This is a genomic window from Pseudomonas sp. MWU13-2100 (assembly GCF_023242365.1).
GTDB lineage: Bacteria > Pseudomonadota > Gammaproteobacteria > Pseudomonadales > Pseudomonadaceae > Aquipseudomonas.
On the sequence record NZ_JALLIX010000027.1, the window covers coordinates 38,075 to 58,432 of the forward strand.

Annotated in this window: 18 protein-coding genes and 2 pseudogenes; 6 read left to right on the forward strand and 14 right to left on the reverse strand. The window is 61.0% G+C overall.

Features of this window, described 5'->3' with window-relative positions; all coding sequences use genetic code 11:
- Positions 1 to 20: 20 nt before the first annotated feature.
- The 7 genes from M5B99_RS18810 to M5B99_RS18840 all read right to left on the reverse strand — a co-directional run bounded on the left by M5B99_RS18810 (position 21) and on the right by M5B99_RS18840 (position 6,161).
- Complete coding sequence (locus tag M5B99_RS18810) at positions 21 to 854, reverse strand: substrate-binding domain-containing protein (protein ID WP_248805444.1); 834 nt, start codon at positions 852 to 854, stop codon at positions 21 to 23.
- A 13-nt stretch (positions 855 to 867) separates the two neighbouring features.
- Positions 868 to 1,809, reverse strand: a complete 942-nt coding sequence (locus tag M5B99_RS18815) for an SMP-30/gluconolactonase/LRE family protein (protein ID WP_248805445.1) — start codon at positions 1,807 to 1,809, stop codon at positions 868 to 870.
- Between the two features lie 25 nt (positions 1,810 to 1,834).
- A complete protein-coding gene (locus tag M5B99_RS18820) occupies positions 1,835 to 2,659 on the reverse strand; it encodes an amidohydrolase family protein (RefSeq protein ID WP_248805446.1) in 825 nt (274 codons plus the stop codon).
- Positions 2,660 to 2,712: 53 nt separating this feature from the next.
- On the reverse strand, positions 2,713 to 3,531 hold the full coding sequence (locus tag M5B99_RS18825) for an SDR family NAD(P)-dependent oxidoreductase (protein ID WP_248805447.1): 819 nt from the start codon (positions 3,529 to 3,531) through the stop codon (positions 2,713 to 2,715).
- A 10-nt stretch (positions 3,532 to 3,541) separates the two neighbouring features.
- Positions 3,542 to 4,102, reverse strand: a complete 561-nt coding sequence (locus tag M5B99_RS18830) for a carboxymuconolactone decarboxylase family protein (RefSeq protein WP_248805448.1) — start codon at positions 4,100 to 4,102, stop codon at positions 3,542 to 3,544.
- 14 nt (positions 4,103 to 4,116) lie between these two features.
- Positions 4,117 to 5,442 (reverse strand): cation:dicarboxylate symporter family transporter, encoded by a 1,326-nt coding sequence (locus M5B99_RS18835; RefSeq protein ID WP_248805449.1) that lies wholly within the window; start codon positions 5,440 to 5,442, stop codon positions 4,117 to 4,119.
- Between the two features lie 74 nt (positions 5,443 to 5,516).
- Positions 5,517 to 6,161: a DUF4286 family protein gene (locus tag M5B99_RS18840; protein WP_248805450.1), complete on the reverse strand. Its 645-nt coding sequence runs from the start codon at positions 6,159 to 6,161 to the stop codon at positions 5,517 to 5,519.
- A 115-nt stretch (positions 6,162 to 6,276) separates the two neighbouring features.
- On the opposite strand from M5B99_RS18840, the gene M5B99_RS18845 reads away from it, so the two are divergent.
- A complete protein-coding gene (locus M5B99_RS18845; protein ID WP_248805451.1) occupies positions 6,277 to 7,209 on the forward strand; it encodes a LysR family transcriptional regulator in 933 nt (310 codons plus the stop codon).
- 45 nt (positions 7,210 to 7,254) lie between these two features.
- Here M5B99_RS18845 and M5B99_RS18850 read toward each other — a convergent pair whose 3' ends face one another.
- Positions 7,255 to 7,668 carry an alpha/beta fold hydrolase gene (locus M5B99_RS18850; protein ID WP_248805452.1) on the reverse strand — a complete coding sequence of 138 codons (414 nt, stop codon included), beginning with the start codon at positions 7,666 to 7,668 and terminating at the stop codon, positions 7,255 to 7,257.
- Positions 7,669 to 7,681: 13 nt separating this feature from the next.
- Positions 7,682 to 8,164 carry an alpha/beta fold hydrolase gene (locus M5B99_RS18855; RefSeq protein ID WP_248805453.1) on the reverse strand — a complete coding sequence of 161 codons (483 nt, stop codon included), beginning with the start codon at positions 8,162 to 8,164 and terminating at the stop codon, positions 7,682 to 7,684.
- A gap of 268 nt (positions 8,165 to 8,432) precedes the next feature.
- Between M5B99_RS18855 and M5B99_RS18860 the strand changes: the two genes are divergently transcribed.
- The 3 genes and pseudogenes from M5B99_RS18860 to M5B99_RS30290 all read left to right on the forward strand — a co-directional run bounded on the left by M5B99_RS18860 (position 8,433) and on the right by M5B99_RS30290 (position 11,529).
- Positions 8,433 to 9,728: an MFS transporter gene (locus M5B99_RS18860; RefSeq protein WP_248805454.1), complete on the forward strand. Its 1,296-nt coding sequence runs from the start codon at positions 8,433 to 8,435 to the stop codon at positions 9,726 to 9,728.
- A 211-nt stretch (positions 9,729 to 9,939) separates the two neighbouring features.
- A pseudogene (locus M5B99_RS30285) lies at positions 9,940 to 10,671 on the forward strand (cache domain-containing protein); the annotation flags it as partial.
- 102 nt (positions 10,672 to 10,773) lie between these two features.
- Positions 10,774 to 11,529, forward strand: a complete 756-nt coding sequence (locus M5B99_RS30290; RefSeq protein WP_412548745.1) for a methyl-accepting chemotaxis protein — start codon at positions 10,774 to 10,776, stop codon at positions 11,527 to 11,529.
- A gap of 135 nt (positions 11,530 to 11,664) precedes the next feature.
- Here M5B99_RS30290 and M5B99_RS18870 read toward each other — a convergent pair whose 3' ends face one another.
- The 3 genes from M5B99_RS18870 to M5B99_RS18880 all read right to left on the reverse strand — a co-directional run bounded on the left by M5B99_RS18870 (position 11,665) and on the right by M5B99_RS18880 (position 15,186).
- Entirely contained in the window at positions 11,665 to 12,228 is a 564-nt protein-coding gene (locus M5B99_RS18870; RefSeq protein WP_248805456.1) for a cytochrome b, read from the reverse strand.
- 99 nt (positions 12,229 to 12,327) lie between these two features.
- Positions 12,328 to 13,782 carry an aldehyde dehydrogenase family protein gene (locus M5B99_RS18875; protein WP_248805457.1) on the reverse strand — a complete coding sequence of 485 codons (1,455 nt, stop codon included), beginning with the start codon at positions 13,780 to 13,782 and terminating at the stop codon, positions 12,328 to 12,330.
- A gap of 27 nt (positions 13,783 to 13,809) precedes the next feature.
- The gene (locus M5B99_RS18880; protein WP_248805458.1) at positions 13,810 to 15,186 is read right to left on the reverse strand and encodes an aspartate aminotransferase family protein; all 1,377 of its coding nucleotides are present in this window, start codon (positions 15,184 to 15,186) and stop codon (positions 13,810 to 13,812) included.
- A gap of 201 nt (positions 15,187 to 15,387) precedes the next feature.
- Between M5B99_RS18880 and M5B99_RS18885 the strand changes: the two genes are divergently transcribed.
- Positions 15,388 to 16,362 (forward strand): helix-turn-helix domain-containing protein, encoded by a 975-nt coding sequence (locus M5B99_RS18885; protein ID WP_248805459.1) that lies wholly within the window; start codon positions 15,388 to 15,390, stop codon positions 16,360 to 16,362.
- A gap of 225 nt (positions 16,363 to 16,587) precedes the next feature.
- Positions 16,588 to 18,036 (forward strand): APC family permease, encoded by a 1,449-nt coding sequence (locus M5B99_RS18890; protein WP_248805460.1) that lies wholly within the window; start codon positions 16,588 to 16,590, stop codon positions 18,034 to 18,036.
- A gap of 16 nt (positions 18,037 to 18,052) precedes the next feature.
- On the opposite strand, the gene M5B99_RS30295 is transcribed toward M5B99_RS18890, so the two are convergent.
- Positions 18,053 to 18,808: a methyl-accepting chemotaxis protein gene (locus M5B99_RS30295; protein WP_412548746.1), complete on the reverse strand. Its 756-nt coding sequence runs from the start codon at positions 18,806 to 18,808 to the stop codon at positions 18,053 to 18,055.
- A 102-nt stretch (positions 18,809 to 18,910) separates the two neighbouring features.
- Positions 18,911 to 20,182, reverse strand: a pseudogene (locus tag M5B99_RS30300) (HAMP domain-containing protein); the annotation flags it as partial.
- Between the last annotated feature and the right edge of the window lie 176 nt (positions 20,183 to 20,358).

Here is a 20,358-nt window from a genome sequence, read left to right on the forward strand (position 1 = left end):
TCTCCGGTGTCGTTGAAAAATCAAAGGGTCTTGCCGGGTTCCAGGCCGCTCTCTTCAAGCAACTGAATGGCCGGCTTGCTGGTCAGGTATTCGATGAAGGATTTGGCGGCGGCCGATTGAGTCGATTGTTTGGCCACCACGGCGGTGAACAGGCTGATCTTTTGAACCTTGTCGGGTAGCGGGCCGACGAAGTCGACACCGGGGGTGACTTTCAACTCGCTGACTTGTTGCATGCCCAGGTCGGCATCGCCGCGAGCCAAGGCTGTCCCTACCAGTTCCTTGCCTTCGATCACCACGCTTTTCGATTTCATCTGTTCGCTGATGCCGAGATCCTTGAACAGGGTCGTCGAGATGTAGACGCCGCTGGCGCCTTGCGAATACGCGACCCGCTTGGCATTCAGGAGCGTCTGACGCAGAGCATCCACCGATGAAACATCAGGCTTTGGCTGGCCCTTGGGGACGCCAACTCCGATCCGAGAGGAGGCAATCTGGGTGCGAGTGGTCATTTCGAATGAGCCAGTGCCCGAGAGTTTGTCCAGTGTTTCGGCGGCCATGATCGCCAGATCCATGGGCTCTTTGTGCAGCACCCGCTGAGGGATCGAATCTGGCGACTCGCCCATCGATGGACCCCAACTGATCAGCAGCTTGTTGCCGCTGGCTTTCTCGTAGGCTGGCTGCAGGTGTTGCATGGCACCCTTGAGTGCGCCGGTGGCAATGACATGCAACTCGGCGGCCTGCAGTTGGGCGCTGACAGCGAGCAGACTGCCGAGGCCTGCGGATACCATAAGCGACGCTTTTGTTGTTTTTTTCACGACTGTACCTTTTGGGGTTTGGGGTTTGGGGTTGCGGATCAACGGTCGACACCTCTCAGGTGGCGCCGCGGGTATTCACGTAAAGCGCATAAAGTGAGGTGGTAGAAGCCATCAGCAGCCGGTTGCGCTTGGGGCCACCGAAGCACAAGTTGGCGCAGCGCTCCGGCAGGTCGATATGACCGATGGCGGTGCCGTCCGGGGCGAACACGCGCACACCATCCAGGCCTGCCTCGCCGCTACCCCAGCCGCACCAGAGGTTGCCATCGATGTCGATACGCAAACCGTCAGGCGTACCGACGCCGGCATCGATCAACACTTTTCCGCTATCGAGTACCTGGCCTTCGCTGACGTTGAAGGCCTTGATGGTGCGCGGTCGTGCGCGGGACTCGACGACGTACAGGGTTTTTTCGTCCGCTGAAAAGGCCAACCCGTTGGGACCTTGCACGCCTTCGGCGACACAGCTCAACTCGCCATTGAGCGGGTCGATGCGATAGAGGTTGGCAGGGAGTTGCGGGCAACCCTTTTGCCCCATGTAATCGCTTGCCAACCCGAAAGGGGGGTCGGTGAACCAGATGGAATCGTCGGACTTGACCACCACATCATTGGGGGAGTTGAGCGGCAGCCCCTGGAAATGGCTGGCCAGTACCGTCTGGCTGCCGTCATATTCGGTACGGGTGACCCTGCGGCCGCCGTGCTCGCAGACGATCAGGCGGCCCTGGCGGTCGCGCGTCATGCCATTGGCCTGGTTCGATGGGTAGCGCCATACGCTAAGCGCGGCGCTTTGTTCGTCCCACTTGAGGATTCGGTCGTTGGGCAAGTCCGTGAACAGCACATGGCGGGCGTCACCGAACCACACCGGCCCTTCGGCCCAACGCAGGCCACCCGCGACGCGCTCAACCTTCGCATGCGCCAGCCGATAATGGCTGAAGCGCGGGTCGAGTTCGCGGACGGCGGGGTCGGGGGTTCGCAGGCTGGGTTGCCAGGGAAAGTCGGGCATGGTCGGTTTCTCCAGAAGGTCGGCTTCAGCGGTACAGGGTGTTTGGATTGGTGACCAGAACCGCCTGCGCTACCGCGGGGTCGGCACAGGTCTGGAGCACGAAGTCCAGCAACAGGGCGTCGTCGGGTACCTCGCCCTTGACGTTCGGATGGGGCCAGTCGGAACCCCAGATCGTCCTGTCCGGGGCACATTCGAGAAAGCGCCGAGCCCAGGACAGACCTTGTGGCCAAGGGCCTGCGGCGCCTTGCATGGCGCGGTCGATGCCCGACACCTTGATCCAGCGGTCCGCTCGTTTCAGATGCTGTTCCAGTGCCTTGAGCGGGGCCGCTTCGATCGGTTGGCTCAGGTCCAGGCGCGCCATATGGTCGATGACCAGCGGCGTATGCAAGGTTTTCCAGGCATCGAGCACGGGCAGCAAGACATCGATTTCACCGTGCAACAGTACGTGCCAGCCCAGGGGGGCGACGCGTTCGGCAAGTCGGCGCAGATACTCCGGGTCACGGTTGCCGGGAAGATGTCCCATCAAGTTGAAACGGATGCCCCGCAGCCCGCCATCATGCAGCGCCTGGAGCTGATCATCGGTGGTGCTGTCGTCGATCAAGCCAATGCCCCGATATCGCCCGTTGCTGGCGGCAATGGCAGAAAGGATGGCGCCATGGTCGGTGCCATAGGGCGCGGCCTGCACCAGCACCCCGTGTTCGATACCCAAGCTTCGATGCAGCTCAAGCAAGGCCTCGAACGGCGCGGGTGCGGGGCGGTAGGCGGCATTGGTCGGCAGCGGGAATTGATCCCACGGACCGTAGATGTGGGTATGGCAGTCCCACGCGCCTGCTGGAAGGAGTGTGTGCATGGTCATCAGCTCGAATCAGGAAAAGCCCTGCCCATCAAGGCCGGGCGGGCAGATCAGTCGCAGCGGGCGGTCATGCCACCGTCGACGACGATTTCGGTACCGGTCACGAAACGCGATTCGTCGCTGGCCAGAAACAGCGCCGCGTTGGCGGTATCCCGGCCATCGCCCATGAAGCCCAGGGGAATTCGTGCCAGGCGGCTGTCGAGCAGCTTGTCGATGTCGCCGCCGGTGCGTTGCCCGGCCAGGCGTACTTCCACCATCGGGGTATGCAATTGTCCGGGGACGACGGTATTCACGCGGATACCTTTCTTGGCGTATTCGACCGCTGTCACTCGCGATAGCTGAATCACCCCGGCCTTGCTGGCGGCATAGGCCACTTGTGCCGAACCGGTCCAGCGAATGCCGGAAGTCGAGGCGGTGTTGATGATCGAGCCGCTGCCCTGAGCTTCCATGATCGGCAGCACATGCTTGCACGTCAGGTAGACGCTCTTGAGGTTCAAGGCGATCTGTGCGTCCCATTTGTCCTCGTCCAGCGCCACGGCACCGCCGGCTGAAGAGCCACCGACGTTATTGACCAGAATGTCCACCCGCCCGTAGGTCTGCTTGCAGGTGGCAACCATCGCGGCGACGGATTCACTGTTGGTGACGTCGCAGGCGAGCGACACGACGTCCCCGCCGATGTCCTTGATGCGGCGGATGGTTTCCTCCATGGCATCGAGGTTCTTGTCGACCGCGAAGATTTTCGCGCCGGCCTGGGCGAACAGTACCGCCACGGCGCGACCATTGCCCCAGCCAGGCCCTACGCAGCCGGCGCCGGTGACAATGGCCACTTTGCCTTGCAGGCGGGTGTTTGAAGTATTGAGTTCAGTCATGCATGCATCCTCAGGAAAGACGGGTGGGAAGTTCAGGGGCCACGCCAACCGGTGGCGGCACCTCGAACACCTTGATGGTCATGGAAATCAGCGTGTAGTAGCCGGCGATGCCCACCAGGTCGACCAGGGCGGTTTCGCCCAGTACGCGGCTGATGTCCTGATACAGGTGGTCGTCGACCTGGCGGGTGTCATGCAGCTGGCGGATAAAGGCGTATACCAGCGCTTCGTCTTCGTCCTCGAAAACCGGTTGCCGGTCATCGCGAATGGCGTCGATCACGGCAGGGGACAGACCGGCCTCCAGGGCGAATGGCTTATGTGCGGCCCACTCGTATTCCGCCAGCCAGTGGCGGCCGAGCAGCAGGATGGCCAGCTCCGAAAGGCGGGGCTCCAGGCTACTGTCGTAACGGCAATAACGACCTAGGCTTTGTGCGCACTGGGCCAACTCCGGGCGGTGCAGCCAGATGGCGAGTGGACCACGCACGCCTTTGCGCGGGCCGGTTGCGATGGCGTCGTAGATAACTTGCTGGGCTTGATTCAGATGCTCGGGGTCTATCGCTTTCAAACGATTCATGGTCGGATTCCTGATCAAAGATTCTGGGAGTGGGGCTGGCGATGCGCGCTGGGCGGTACGCTGGGTTCGGACGGCGCACGCAGCAGGCTTTTACCGGCGCTGCGCCCAGTCTCGCGTTTGAAGGCCTCGGCATCGAAGGCGCCTTCCCAGCGAGCGATGGCGTACACGGCAATGGTGTTGCCGATGATGTTCACCAGGGCGGTTGCCGTGGCCATCATCCGGTCAATACCAAACAACAGGCCCAAGCCACCCAAGGGCAGGCTTTGCACCGATTGCAGGGTGGCTGCCAGTTTGATGAAGGCGCCGCCGGCCACCGTGGTCCCGCCCTTTGAGGTCAGGCTGAGAATCGCCAGCAGGCCGATCTGTTGCCAGATCGAAAAGGGCGTGTCGGTGGCCTGGGCAATGAAGCCGATGGCGACGGCCATGTAGATGGAGGTGCCGTCCAGGTTGAAGCTGTAGCCGGCGGGTAGCACAAAGCCGACCACCACCTCGTCACAGCCAGTACGCTTGAGTTTTTCCAGCAGTCTCGGGAAGGCCACTTCACCGGAAGCAGTACCCAGCACCAACAGTATTTCTTCGCGAATCACTTTCAGGACGGTCCAGAACGGCAGGCCAATCGACCAACTGATGGTTCCCAGTACACCGAACACGAAGAACAGCGAGGCTGCGTAATAGACGCCAATCAACTTCAGGAGGTAGAGCAGGGTGGCGCCGCCGTAACTGCCCACCGCGGCGGCCATGGCACCAAAGGCACCCAGAGGAGCCAGTTTCATGATGAAGCCGAGCATCTTGAACAACACGCTTTGGGCTTCGTCGATCCCCTTGACGATCAACGAGTCCGGCCCGGCGACTCGGTTGATCGCCATCCCGGCCAGCAGCGAAATCATCAGCACCTGGATGATGTCGCCCTTGGCGAAGGCATCGACCAAGGTGTGCGGGATAAGGCCTAACAGATAGTCGATCACCGAAATGCTGCCGGCACTCGCGGTAGCCTTGATGGCTTCTGCCGATTCGTTGAGGTTGCCGGCGTGCAACCCGGCACCGGGCTGAATCAGGTTGACCAACACCAGGCCGACGACCATCCCCAAGGTACTGATCACTTCAAAGTACAGCAGGGATTTCATGCCCAGGCGGCCCAGCTTGCGCATGTCCTTGACGTGTGCGAGGCCGTGCACCAGGGTGAAAAACACGATGGGCGCGAGCATCATCTTCAGCAGAGCGATAAACGCCTGGCCGAGGGGTTTCATGGCGATCGCCCAACTGGGCGCCAGTAACCCCAGCAATACGGCCGCTAGCAGCGCGACCAGTACTTGTACATGCAGCTTCTTCAAATGTTTCATAGGTAATCCTCGCCCCGGTGGGCGTCATTATTTTTGTATTCGGGCACAGGTTGTTCGGATGGCTCTCCAGGCGATCAACGGCAGTAGGGAAGGTAGAGATTGAACTGTGTACAACCGACATCGAGTGGTCGCCGCATGGCATCCAGGGCACTTGATGGAATGCAGTAGTCGAAGGTCGCAATCAGAGACAGGCTGCGTCCGTGCTCAACCAGGGGCGTCAGGTTTTCACCCCACTGCCGTGTTAAGACGCCAGTTATCGTGTTGATCTGGGTGTCAACGGCGCTGATGAAGCTTTCCATGTCGACGTCAGCGGGCATGTTCCAGCTCATCAGCAGGAGGGAGGCGGCCTGGCCTGGACGACGCGATTCGGCGCAGGTCCTGAGAACGATCCGCTGCCGCCCGACGGTTCTGGGCAAGATGCGACGGCTCCAGGGTGTGGAGCGTGCGCCCGAGACACTCAGGTACTGCGCAGTGTTCAACACCTCTTCGTTCTCAAGCTCGTAGAGCGCGAGGTAGCGTGGCCAGCCTTCGCTGCACACCCAACGCCGGCCGTCGAGAAAGCCCGGCAGCGCGAGGCGCTGTGGGAAGTGCTCGGTGTCATACCAGTCGTTGAACTCCTCCTCCTGGGAGGAGGGGGGTTGCATCAGCACAAGCAACAGCGCGCCGTTCATGATGCGTTTGTCGAGAGTGGGCAGGGCGGTACGACTGGAGTCAGGCATTTGGAGTTGTTCATTGTTGTTCTCCTATTTGTGTTCAGCATAGAGAACCCTAAAAAACTAGACAAAAACCTTTTATTGATAGCAATCTATGCTTTAAAAGCATGGGGTCAAGGTCGTGGATATTCGAGAGCTGCGCACGTTCGTTCAGGTGGCACATGCGGGCAGCTTCAGCCGCGCAGCGCGCGATCTGTATATCGCCCAACCGGCACTTAGCCGTCAGATCGCCAAGCTTGAAGATCAGCTCAATGTCACGTTGCTGACCCGTCATGGTCGCGGTGTCGAGTTGACGGCTGCTGGCGCGCGGCTGTTGGAGCGCGCGGAAATGATGCTCCACTACCTGCAGGAAACCACCGATCATGTGCGCAACAGTGCGCAGGAGGAACGCGGGCATCTGGCGATCGGCCTTCCCCCGGCAATCGGCGCGGTCATCGGCCCGCAATTGATCAGGAGCTTCCGCGAACTCTGGCCCAAGGCCTCGTTGCATGTGCGCGAAGGGCTCAGCAGCTCCTTGCAGGAGTGGGTACTGGATGGACGGGTGGACCTGGCAGTGGTCTATAACCAACCGCTGCTTGAAGCTTTTGAAGTGCGCCCGCTGTTCAGCGAGCCGATGGTGGTAGTCGGCCCCGTCGGCGAACCGGCTCGTGCGTTTCGTATCCATGAGTTGGCGGATCTGCCGCTGATCATGCCGAGCCTGCCGCACAGTAACCGACGGTTGGTCGAGCAGGCTGCCGTGCAGAGTGGGGTCAGGCTTAGAATTGAAGTGGAAGTGGACAGCGTGGATCTGACCAAGCGCCTGGTTCAGGCCGGTCTCGGCTACTCGATCCTGGCCAACGCGGCGGTGCAGGATGAAATCGCACAGAAAAAGTTGGTCGCCCACTCCATCGAGCGTCCCGCCATTCGTTCCACTGTGACCTTGACGACGTTGCGTGAGCGTCGCACCAGCCGGCTGGCCGCCAGCTGGGAGACGCTATTGATCACCCACCTGAAGTTTCTGGTCACTCAGGGGGCCTGGAAGGATGCGGCTGTCTGGCTGGCGCCTGACGAGTGATCAGGGGCTCTACCTCTAGCGCCTACCTTGCCAGTTGCTGATTGCTCAGCCTCCTTTCACTTGGCCGGTGACGGGAGTGTCGGCGTACACACGCTTTGCAAACTCGGCAATGGCATGTGCCATTTCTCGCGGCCGTTCCGGCGCCATGGCATGCCCGGCTCCTGGTAGCGTCCGGGCTTCGACCCGATCACCGAGCATCGACTTCAGAATATTGGGTATGACCACTGCATCATTGCTGCCCTGAAGGTCGAGGATCGGTACGCTGGCGCCCGCCGACCAATACTGGTCGATGGGTGTTGCATCGCGTGCCTGTGCCTCTGCCTTGTGTGTGGCCTCGTACCAGCCGCTCAGCCAGGGATGAGGGTCATTGCCGGGGGCGAAAAAAGCTTGCTGCAGATACTTCAAACGCTGTGCTTCGGGCAGGGCGTAATTACCCGAGCCAGTGATGGCCTCAACCATCCTGCCATAGGGCTTATTCCGAATAACCAGGGGGGAACTTCCCTACCGAGGCCGCCGCCATCACCACGCCTTTGACCAGGTCGGGGCGATCCACGGCGAGCACGCGTGCGGGTTGGCTGCCCCAGGCATGACCGACCACGATGGCCGGGCCGGTCTTTTCATGGTCCATCAACAGGGCGACATCCGCCGCAAAGTCATGGAGCGTCAGGTTGTTCAATGGGCCTTGGCTGCCATTCACGCCTCGAGGTTCTGGACGCAAGACCCGGAATCCGTCCTGGGCCAGGTAGCCTGCGACTTCATCGTAATCCTGCGCTCCGCGCCCCAGGGACGGCAGGATGACGATGGTCTTGCCCGCCCCCTGTTCGTAAGCCTCTATCTTGATAGCACCTTGGTTGACCGTTATTCGGTTGACGGGGGATGACGCCTCCGTTGCGAACAAGGGGGTGCTGAGACAGGCAGTGAGTACCAGCAGGAGTCGAGTCTGTTTTGCTTTCATGGGGAGTCCTTATTGTTTTTGTGTAACACGCGATACGTAGAGAGCGATCGCAGTTTCAGGACAGCCTGCGGCGAATGACAAATACCATGTCGACATGGGCATCCATGCTTGAGCGGCATCATCGGCAGGGATGCTTGAGGAGACCTGTCACGCCTCAGGATATGCTCCGCTGGCATGAGTACGTATGGCCTAAAGGTCTTGGTCGAGAGGGACGCTGCTGGCATATGCTCGGCCGCGTCGAATCTCAAAAAACAATAATGGAAGACTCATGACAACAATGACCCGTGCGCAGGAGCACCTGTGCAGCGACGTGGAGTCGAGTGCTTGCCGCAAGGCGGCAATACGCTTGATCCCACTGTTGGCCATCGCCTATTTCGTCAACTACCTGGATCGCACCAATATCGGTTTTGCCGCCCTGACGATGAATCAGGATCTGGGCTTGAGCGCCTCTCAATTCGGCTTTGCCGCCGGTGTTTTCTACATCGGTTACTGCCTGTTCGAAGTCCCCAGCAACCTGGCGCTGTATCGGTTTGGCGCTCGCCGCTGGATGGCGCGCATCATGATCACCTGGGGCCTTTGTGCGGCAGCCACGGCGCTTGCCCAGGGGCCGATCAGCTATGCCGTGATTCGTCTGCTGGCCGGCATCGCGGAGGCCGGCTTCTTTCCCGGCGTCATCTTTTTCCTGTCACTGTGGTTCCCTGCGCATTACCGCACCCGGATGATGGCCTGGTTTCTGTTTGCGATTCCCATGTCATCCGTTTTGGGCGGGCCCTTGTCGGCGGCCATGCTGGCAATGGACGGCTGGTTGAATGTGGCTGGCTGGCAATGGCTTCTGGTGCTGCAAGGCCTGCCGGCTTGTGTCCTGGGTGTGCTGTGCTTGAAAGTCCTGTCCGATCGCCCCGCTGAGGCGCAATGGCTGACCCCGCAAGAGAGGATTGTGTTGCAGGCGGCGCTCGATGCCGAGCATCAGCAGCGCAGCAGCCTGAACTTTAGCCAAGCGCTCAAGGACGTACGCGTCTGGCTACTGGCGGCCATCCTGTTCTGTTACATCATCGGCATATTGGGCATTGGCGTCTGGTTACCGCAGATCCTGAAAAGTCACGACTTGAGCACGATGCAGATTGGCTTCGTCTCCTCCGTTCCTTATCTGGTGGCCAGTGTCGCCATGTTGCTTTGGGCCAAGGTGTTGGCACACAAGCGGCGTTATATCAAACATCTGGCCATTACCTGTGGGGTCGGCGCCGCCGGGTTCCTTTTTTCGGTTATCTACAGTGATTTACTGCCGGCCTTGATTGGCCTGACCGTCGCTCTGATCGGGCTGAGTTCGGTACGCACCTGCTTTTACAGCATTCCTGCCACTTTCCTGAGCAAGGAAGCGGCGGCTGGCGGCATTGCCTTCATCAATGCGGTCGGCAGCCTCGGCGGGCTGGTAGGGCCTTATGGTGTCGGCTGGCTCAAGGACCTTACCCATTCATTCACCGCTGGCCTGTTGGGCATGGCCGGTATGTTGTGTCTGGCCGCTGTGTTGACTTGCATCTTGCGGGTCATCGTCAAAGAGGCCTGACGACGAAATGGCGAGTCTCCAGACCGCCTGACTGCCCCGCGATGACAAGTAGGTCATCGTTTTTGCTCCGACCGGTCTTTAACGATCTATCACCCCAATGAAAACAAAGAGTGAGCATCCCATGCGCCTAAGTCTGAAGGCCAAAGTTCTGTCCATCGCGGTATTACCGGTTCTACTGTTTGCACTGGTGATCAGTCTGACGACAGTTCTGATGCTTCAACAGCAGGCGAAAAAAGAGCTTGAAGAAACTCGGCAACGCCTGCTTGGAGAAGCCCGGTTGACGTTGAAGAATTACGTCGAAGTGGCGCTCACCACGATCAAACCTCTATACGATGCTGCCTCCTCAGGCGACCAGGCCGCACGCGCCGAGGTGATTAAACTGCTATCAAGCATCACCTATGGCAAGGACGGTTACTTCTTCGGTTTCGACTCCGAGACCATTCGCTTGTTCAAGGGCAGCAGCCCGGATGGCGTGGGCCAAAGCTTCAAGGACAACCGCGACTCCAACGGTGTGTACGTCAACCGTGAGTTGGTGAGAGTAGCCAAGGCCGGCAGTCATTATGTGGAGTACAACGCGGCACAACCTGGCAGCGATGTGAGGGTAGCGAAATTGGGCTACAGCGAGTACCTGCCTAAATGGGACATGATTGTTGGTTCGTCGATCAATATCGAGGGTATCGACGCCCAGGTGGCGGCGGTTGAAGCCAAGGTACACCAGCGTACTCGGGACGTACTGCTGAGCATTCTGGGGATCGCGCTGCTGCTGTTGGGGGTGATTGCCGTTGTGGGCGTGCTGATGGCCAACGCGATGCTGCGGCCGCTGAATCTGATGAAAGCCAATCTGGATGACATCGCGGCGGGCGAGGGTGACCTGACCCGCCGTCTGGCGATCACCAGCCAGGATGAGTTGGGTGAGTTGGCCGGTTCATTCAACCGCTTTGTCGACAAGATCCATGGCCTGGTTCGCCAGATCGCCGAGATGACGACGCAACTGACCGGGCTGGTCAGCCAGGTGTCCGATCAGGCCCATCGTTCGGAGCAGGCCATGGAGCGTCAGCGTCACGAGACCGATCAGGTGGCCACCGCGATCAACCAGATGTCCTCGGCGGCGCAGGAAGTGGCCCGCAGTGCCCAGGGCGCCGCGGTGGCTGCCCAGCAGACCGACGAAGAAGGGCAGACCGCCAAACGTGTGGTGGACGGTAGCATCCGGCAGATTCATGCCTTGGTCAGCGATATCCGCGCCAGTGGCATCTCACTGGACAGTTTGCAGACGGACGTCTCGTCGATTGTCAGCGTACTGGATGTGATCCGTTCGATCGCCGAGCAGACCAACCTGTTGGCGCTCAACGCGGCCATCGAAGCCGCTCGGGCCGGCGAGGCCGGTCGTGGTTTCGCGGTGGTGGCCGACGAGGTGCGGGCGCTGGCCAGCCGAACCCAGCAGAGCACCCAGGAAATCCAGGGCATGATCGACCGTCTGCAGCAGGGTACGCACAAGGCCGTGGAAGCCATGCGGCGCTCCAGCGATGCCGGCGACGGCACGTCGGCCCAGGCCAATGAAGCCGGCGTCTCATTGGACGCCATGGCGCAATTGATCACTACCATCAACTCGATGAATGCGCAGATTGCCAGTGCCGCGGAAGAGCAAACGGCCGTAGCCGAAGAGATCAACCGCAGTGTGCATCAAATTGCGGTGGCGGTGGACAATGTGGCCGATGAGACCCAACTGGGCGCGCAGACGTCACGCAGCCTGGCGGACCTTGGGCGGCGATTGGGCCTGTTGGTGGGGCAGTTCCGGATTTGATGGGGCCCTGGCGAAGGCCGGTGCGCAGGCCAATTGCGGGTCAATGTCGCTGGAAGAACGCGACCCGATCGAACGCTTCAACCTGCGCTGGAGCGGATCGAAGGCGTTGACGTCTTGCGCCAACGCCTGATCAATTCACAGCATCCGACGCAGGACGTCGCGTCGAGGATCCTGGTCATAGAACCGGTGCTTGAGGGCGCCTGCGATATGGAACAGGATCAGCCCGAGCAGGGTATAGGCGAGTACTTTGTGCAACCATTGGAAGACGACGAACCAGTCGTCGTTTTTCGCCAGGAGCTCCGGCAGGTTGATCCCAAAAAAGAACACCCCGTCGCTCATCGTGTAGGTGCTCGACATGGAGTAACCCATCAACGGCACGATCACCAGCAGCACGTACATGACGCGCTGTGTCAGTCGTGACAGGAACTTTTCATACCCCTCCAGCGTTTCCAGCGGCTGTGGCAACCCGGGGGTGCGAAAACGCACGGCGAGCTGAGTCAGGATAACCAGAAACGTCAACACCCCGAAGGACTTGTGCCAGGGGTAATAGAGCTCGTACTTGCTCGCCACTTCGTCATTCAGACCGGTCATATGCCAGCCTGCCCAGAGGAGGCCCAGGACGAGCACGGCGCGCGCCCAGTGCAAAATTCGCAGGGACGTCGGATACCGATCGGTTGTCTGTTGGTCTATCGGGTTCATGAGTCTCTCCATTGATTATCAAAGGCATCAAGCACTTTTGAACGTCCACCCTCTACTGTTCAAGGCTTGTGGGGTGGTTCGTCTGGACAGGGATTATTTTCAGCCGGGCAGCAGCACGGTGATGACTTTCTCCTCGGTGTAGGCCTGCGCGCCGCTGAACCCACCCTCACGTCCGATACCGCTGGTCTTGACGCCGCCCCAGGGCAGGTTGGCGTCCAGCGGGCTCCAGCAGTTGATACCCACGGCCCCGGCCTTCACAGCGGCGGCGACGCGGTGCGCGCGTACCAGGTCAGCGGTCCAGACCGTGGCCGCGAGGCCGTAGGTGGAATCGTTGGCCAGTGCGATAGCTTCTTCTTCGCTGTCGAACGTGATCAGCGTGCCGACGGGCCCGAAGATCTCGTCCCGGGCGATCGCCATGTCGTTGTTGGCGTTGGCAAAGATTGTCGGGCGTACAAACCAGCCCCGCTGAGGCGTCGATACGCCGCCGGCCAATAGAGTTGCACCTTGGTCGATGCCCTGCTGGATGTAACGGTTGACGCGATCGAACTGCGCTTTCTTGGCCACCGGGCCCATCTGTACACCGGGCTGGCGCGGGTCGCCCACGTTCACCGCCTGCGCGGCTTCAGCCAGCGCTGCTCCGAAGCGATCGGCGATACTGCGGTGCACCAGGATACGCGAGCCGGCGGCACAGATCTGGCCCTGGTTGGCGAACAGGCCGAGCGCGCAGCCGCGCAAGGCGTCTTCAAAGGAGGCATCGTCGAACACAATCTGCGGGCTTTTACCACCCAGCTCCAATGCCACGCGCTTGAATAGCACACCAGCGCTGCGCTGGATCTCGCGTCCCGCCTCGGGGCTGCCGGTAAAGCTGATCTTGGCGACGTGCGGGTGTTCGCACAAGGCGCGACCCACCTCGTTGCCGTAGCCGGTGACCACATTGATCACGCCGTCGGGGAAGCCCGCTTCCTGAGCCAGTGCCGCCAGGTGCAGGGCGGACTGCGGCGTCTCTTCCGAAGGCTTGATGACCACGGTACAGCCTGCTGCCAGCAGAGCGGCAAGCTTCCAGACGGTGATCATCAGTGGCGAGTTCCAGGGGACGATTGCACCGACCACGCCCACGGGCTCCCGTACCGTGTACGAAAGAGTCTTGGTGCCAAAGTAGCCGCCGGTGGGAATGGTGCGACCCTCCAGCTGGTTGGCCCAACCGGCGGCGGCGCGTAGATTGGCGATCGCGTTGGGCAGGTCCATCCGGCGTGGTTCGATGGGGGAGCGGCCGATGGCGTTGGCATCCAGGTCGGCCAGCCGTTCGGTGTCGCGTTCAACCAGGTCAGCGAGTTTCGACAGCAGTCGGCCACGTTGGGCCCCGTCGAGTTGGCTCCACGCGCCGCCCTCGAGCTGGCTGCGCGCAGCCGCCACGGCACGGTCCACGTCCTCGGCCGTGCCGCGCGCGGAGCTGGCGTACACCTGTTCCGTCACGGGATTGACCAGGTCTATGCGACGGCTGTCGGCGCCTGCGAAGGACGCGCCGGCGATGAAGTGATTCAAGTGCTCAGTCATTTTGCGCTCCATAAGTAGTGTGCAAGATCACGCCTCGAGGGAGGCCAGGGCGTTGCCGAATATGTCCAGTGCCTTGAAGAACAGCTCGCGAGAGATGGTCAGCGAGGGCATGACGCGCATCACGTTGCTGTAGCGGCCACAGGGAATCATCAGTACGCCGTGGTTGAGCAGGTAGCCCATGAGTTGGCCGATCTTTTCGCCCGCCAGGGGCGCCTTGCTGACCGGGTCTTCGATCAGTTCGATACCGATCATCAGGCCGCGCCCGCGCACTTCACCGACGAACGGGCTGTTGAAGCCACGGATATACTCCTGTGCCTCCAACCCCAGCGCGTGAGCGCGGTTGAGCAGGTCGAGCTCCGGATCCTGCAGGATGCTGATGTTGGTCAGCGCCACCGCCGCCGACAACGAGTTGGCGGCGAAGGTGTTGGGCATTGAACCGTCGGGAATCTGCGCCGCCAGGTCCGAGCGCATGATCAGGCCGGCCATCGGCAGGTCGCTGCCGATGCCTTTGCCGAAGGTGAGCATGTCGGGCTTCACGCCGGAATGTTCGACCGCCCACATCTTGCCGGTGCGCCCCGCGCCGGACTGCACTTCATCGACGATCAGCAGCGTGCCGGCGCGGTCGCAGGCCTTGCGCAACAGTTGCAGGAATTCTGGCGAGGGCGGCACGTAGCCACCTTCGCCTTGTACCGGCTCCACGATCACGGCGGCCACATCGTCGGCGGCGGTATAGGGGGTGTTCAGCAAATAGTCCACGTACTCGCCGGCGATCTGCTCGGCGCTTTTGTGGGTGGTGTCGAAGGGGAAACGATAGGCATACGGGTAGGGGGCGTGAATGACGCCGCCCATCTGGGCACCGTAGCCCTTGCGGTAGGCCGTGCCTGTCGTCAGGGAACCCGAGGCGTTCCACACGCCATGGTAGCCACCATGGAAGGCGATGATCTGGTGCCGCCCGGTGATGCGTTTGGCGAATTTGATCGCGGCCTCCAGCGCATCGCTGCCGCTTTGCGTGAAGAAGGTGATGCAGTCGCCACGCAAACCGTCGGGTGCGATCTCGGAAAGCTTGGCGGCCAGTTCGGTGCGTCGGGTGCTGTTGATTTCCAGGGCGTGCATCAGCACTTCGGACTGTTCGCGAATCGCCTGCACCACCTTGGGGTGGCAGCGACCTACGCTGCTGACGCCTACGCCAGCGGACAGGTCGATGTAGGTGTTGCCGTCGGGGTCCTTGAAAGTCGCGCCGAAGGCGCGGTCCATGGCCACCGGCATGCGTCCGCCGCCGCGCGCCATCGACTCGGTACGCGCCGACAACGCCAGGGCCTCGCGGGTCCTGGGGCCGGGAAGCGTGCTGGATATCATCCGCGGGGCATCCGCGAAGTGCAGGGATTCAAATTTGGCTTCACTCATGACGGCCTCTCTGGGATGTCGGTTCAAGTGTGCCGATCATCTCCGCGGCGCGTCCGTGGCCGGTAGCCCGAATCGGCACATGGGCAGGCACCTCCAACCCATGGTCGATTCCACAAACAATTTGCAGGACTTGTGCTATGTGCGAGTATCAAACGGGACGGCGATCTAAAAACAAGAATATTGGTAGAGGCTTGCGACCCAATGAAAAACCAGACGATCAGCCACTTTCGAGATATCCATGTCCATGCGGCCACTGTCCAACAGTGGAGCCAGGACTACAGCCAGCTAACCGCAGGCTCCGCCGAGAGTTCGCTCATGCAGCTGACGACGTCGGGTTGCCACTTGTTTCTCGAGCAGATCAACCAGCGCGTGGTGCAGAACGGCGTGGCCCCTCGGGGCAAGATGTGCTTCGCAGTGCCGATCAACGTCCCCGGTTCGATTCGGATGCAGGGGCGCGAGGCGGATGACAGCAGCCTGTTCTTTCTTCACGGTGGCGAAGAGTTCATGTTCCATATGCCGATGGGCATGGAGCTGTTGTCCATCACCTTCGAGCGTGAGTTGTTCGAAGAAGCGCTGGAGCAAACAGCGTCAGCGAAGGAACTCAGCCGGTTGCTGCGCCAGCCGGTGATCAGGGTTTCTCCCCAGCGATTCGCACAGGCTCGGCGCCGATTGCTGGCGTTGTTCTCCGAGGCCCTGGTGGACGAAGATCTCGACAGCGCGCGCGATCGGGAACGGGAGGTGGCGCTGGAGCAGGCCATGCTCGGTGAGTTACTGCAACTGATGATCGACCCGGCCTGTGACAAGCAGCAGCGCAGCCCCAGCTCCACGCGTAGCTTTATCGTCGAGAAATGCCACCGCCTGGCGACCGCCGAAATGATCAACGTGCCCAGCGTGATCGAGTTGTGCCAGCGACTCCAGGTGAGTCGGCGCACGGTGCAGAACAGTTTCCGTTCGGTCGCCGAGACCACACCGCTCAATTATTTGCGTTCTGTGCGGCTCAACGGTGTACGTCGTACCTTGATGTCCACCCGCGCCGCCGATCTCTCGATCGGCGATGCCGCTGCCCAGTGGGGCTTCTATCACCTGAGCCATTTTGCGGCGGAATACCAGGAGCTGTTCGCGGAGTTGCCGTCCCATACCGCCCGCGCCGCCATCACCGGTTGCGTGCGTGCCTGAACACAAAAATATGTAGAAAGACCTGAAATAGCCTGCGTCGGCTGGTCAAGCGGCGCAGGTGTTTCGCCGTGGGTGCTTGTGTTACCGATTTGGGATACCGGGGCGTTGCTGGGCAGGCATAGGATCAATGCCAGCGTGCAACAACAACGACAAGCTATTCGGTGCCGGTAAACAACCGGCTGCACCGATCCTACAGCGGCTGCCTCATACAATAAGGTCAATAACATGAGTGTATCTAACCCGATCAACAGCTCCACGGAGCTCAAGCGTGGCGCCTTGGGTGTGGGCTTTATCATCTTCTTCGTGGTGTCGGCGGCGAGCCCGTTAAGTGTGATCGCCGGCGGCTTCCCGATTGGCATTATGCTGGGCAACGGCGCCGGTACCCCGGCGTTGTTGATCCTGACCCTGCTGGTGCTGCTGACGTTCTCGGTGGGTTACACCACCATGTCCCGTCATTTGACCAACGCCGGCGGCTTTTATGCGTTCACTGCCCGAGGGTTGGGCGGCCTGGCTGGTGGCGCCGCCGGGGTGCTGGCGATGTTTGCCTATAACATCCTGCAGGTTGGGTTGTATGGCATGTTCGGCGGGGTGGTCAGTGGCACCATGGCCAGTGTGTTCGGCCTGGTACTGCCCTGGTGGTCCTACTCGCTGATGGCGATGGTAAGCATCGCGATCCTGGGTTATCGCAAGATTGACCTGTCGGCGCGGCTGCTGTCGGTGATGGTGATCGCCGAGTACCTGGCGATCCTGATCCTGGACTTCGCCATCCTCAAGTCCGGTGGAGACAGTGGCATCAACCTCGACGCGTTCGACCGCAGCCATGTGTTCAGCGGCACACCGTCAATCGGCTTGCTGTTCTGCTTCGCCGCCTTCATCGGCTTTGAAGCGACGACCATCTACGGCGAAGAGGCGAGGAACCCGCAGCGTACCATTCCGATTGCCACCTACTGTTCGGTGTTGCTGATCGGTGGTTTCTACGCGTTGTCGGTGTGGTCGATGGTGGTGGGGGCGGGTGCGGACAAAATCGTGCCGATGCTGCAGGCCTTGCAGGATCCAACCACGTTTATCTATGGCATGTCTGACCACTTTGTCGGTACGCAACTGACACAGATTATCCGTGTGCTGTTCATGGTCAGTATCTATGCCGGTCTGTTGGCCTTTCACAACGCCGCCGCGCGTTACTTCTATGCCATCGGCCGTGACGGTCTGTTGCACAGCCAGTTAGGGACCACCCATCGCGTGCACCAGAGCCCGCATATGGGCTCGGCGTTGCAGAGCCTGATCTCGGCCGTGGTGGTGCTGGTGTTCGCCGCGCTGGATGCCGATCCGATCCTGCAACTGTTTGCCTGGTTGTCCAACCTGGCCACCCTCTGCGTGATTTTGCTGATGGCGCTCACCTCGGCCGCCGTGTTTGTGTTCTTCCGCAGCCACCCCGTGCTCAAGGTCGGAGTCTGGCGTGGGCAGGTGTTTCCCGCTTTCTCCTGCCTTGCCTTGTTGGCGGTGCTGTTCCTCGCGGTGGTGCATTTCGATGTGCTGACGGGCGCCAGCGTGACCTTGTCATACGGCCTCTGCGCCATCATTCCCGCGGCCCTGCTGGCGGGCGTGTTCCTGGCGGCTCGACTTCGCAAGGCTTCGCCGGAGCGCTACCTGGCATTGGGTAGCCACAAGCTTTAAGGTTCCATCCAGCCCCTTACACCCGGAAATGACCAACCAACTGCTGTTGATGGTTGGCCATTTCATGGAGTGAATCACTGGCCCTTGAGGCATCGTTCATCCGCTTGGTCAGGGTTTCACTGATGCCGCGAATGTCACTGACCCGATGACTGATATCTTCCACCACCGTACTTTGCTCCAGTGCCGCGCTCGCAATCTGCTGGTTCATCTGTTCGATTACCGTCACGGCCTGGGAAATATTTTCCAGCGCTGCACGGGTCTGCTGTACCTGGATCACGCTGCCGCCGGCTTGCTCGCGACTCAGTTGGGCACTGTGCACCAGCTCCTGGCTCAGCTGTTGCAGCGTCTCTATCACCGTGCGGACCTGCTCGACCGAGCTCTGGGTGTTGCTGGCCAGGTGCCTGACCTCATCGGCCACCACCGCGAAGCCGCGCCCCTGTTCGCCCGCCCTGGCCGCTTCGATGGCTGCATTCAACGCCAGCAGGTTGGTCTGCTGGGCGATGCTGCTGATGACATCCAGCACCTGGCCGATCTGCGCGCTGCTGGCGGCGAGGGCGCGCACTTGCGCAAGGGTGGTGTCCAGGCGCTGATCGAGGCTTTCGATACTGCGTTCGGCGTTGGAAAACACCGCTTGACCCGATCGGCTCGCGCTTTCAGCAGCGGCCGCGGCGTCTGCGGCAGCGTGGGAGTGGCGCGTGACTTCCTGGGCACTGGCGCTCATTTCGTGCAGCGCGGTCGCGGCCAGCTCCACTTCGCGGTACTGGCGTTGCATGCCCGTGCTGACTTCCCGGGCAATCCCCGATGAGGTATCGGCACTGCTGCGGGTCTCCCGGGAAGCGGTTTGAATATCACGAATAATCGGCTGCAACTTGTCGAGAAAACGGTTGAACCCATTGGCCAATTGGCCCAATTCGTCGTGACGTCCGGCGGGCAGGCGTTGGGTGAGGTCACCGTCGCCTTCGACGATAGCATCGAGCAGCCCGGCCATCTTCAGCAGCGGGCGTGTCACGCCGTAGGCGGCCAGCCAGATCAGTAGCATGCCCAGGCAACTGGCAAGGATGCCCAGGCCAAGGTTGAGCCAGTTGGACTCACGTCTTTTGTCGTCCAGTTCACTTTGCATCTGTTGGGCGGGTGCCTGCACCCGTGCTTGCGGGACCTTGAATTCCAATTGCCAAGGCGGATTGCCCTTCACGGTCTGTACGGCCTGGCGTATATCCAGCGTAGCGCCCGAGACCTCACCACTGCGTCCCGCCACTTGACCCGAGGACGACAGAATGGTCACTTCGCTGTGGCCTTGGTACAGGTCCTGGCCGAGGTTGGCGGCCAACTTTTGCAAGGTGTCGAGGCTGATGTCCATGCCGACCACGCCGAGGGTCTTGCCGTTGACGATCAGGGGGATGGAAATGCTGCTCATCAGGACTTTTTGGCCTTCCACTTCGACGGTGTAGGGCTCGACTACGCAAATCCGCTTTTGTGTTTGGGGGCAGGTGTACCAGGCGTTTTCCGGTTCGCTGCCGGGTGGCGCGGTGTTGGCGGCGATTTGCGTCTCGGTCAGCACCTCCTGCACCAACTGCCCCGGCTGGCTCTGCGACCAATACAGCGCAAAGCGGCCGGTTTCGTTACCCGCGAGCGCGCGTTGCCCGACGAAACCCGCGTCTGCGCCGGCCAGCGCGTCAGGCAGCAGTATCACGTACAGGCCGAGCACATTTTCGCGTTTGAGCAGTGCCTGACGGCTCGCGTTGACCAGTGTTTCGCGCAACTGCGCAGTCGTGAGGCGTCCATTGAGCGTTTGCTCGCGCAGTTGCAGGACCTGTTCGGCGAACCCCTCGCCATACAACGCCGTTTCGTTGAAAAAGCGCTCTACATGTTGGCCATGGGCAACGGCCTGGGCTTGCAGGCGCTCCAATGCGGCTTGCCCAAGCAACTGGTTGCTCTGCTGCTTGAGCAGTTTTGCGCTTTGCTGATTCTGGTACACAGAGGCACCTATCAGCGCGCCGACGACAGTCAGCAGGCACAGCCCGCTCAGGAGTGTGATTCGCCATTGGAGGGTTAGGTGAGCTGAACGCATGACTGAGGTTTCCTGCAGAGGGCTTTGGTTGCGATGGGCCGAGGACCAGGCTCTCGCTTTTATTATCGGTGCCGGCATCTGGGTATGGGGCGGGTGGGTCGAGCATGCGGGGGGACCGCGCAAGCGGCTATCCCGAATCGGCAACAGCGCTTCGATCGCCCGTGCCGCCTCGACCTGTTTTGGGGCGGCGCTTCGGATGCTACCGATTTGGGATAGCGAGCGGTTCTGGCGGGGGCATAGGATCAAACTCAGCG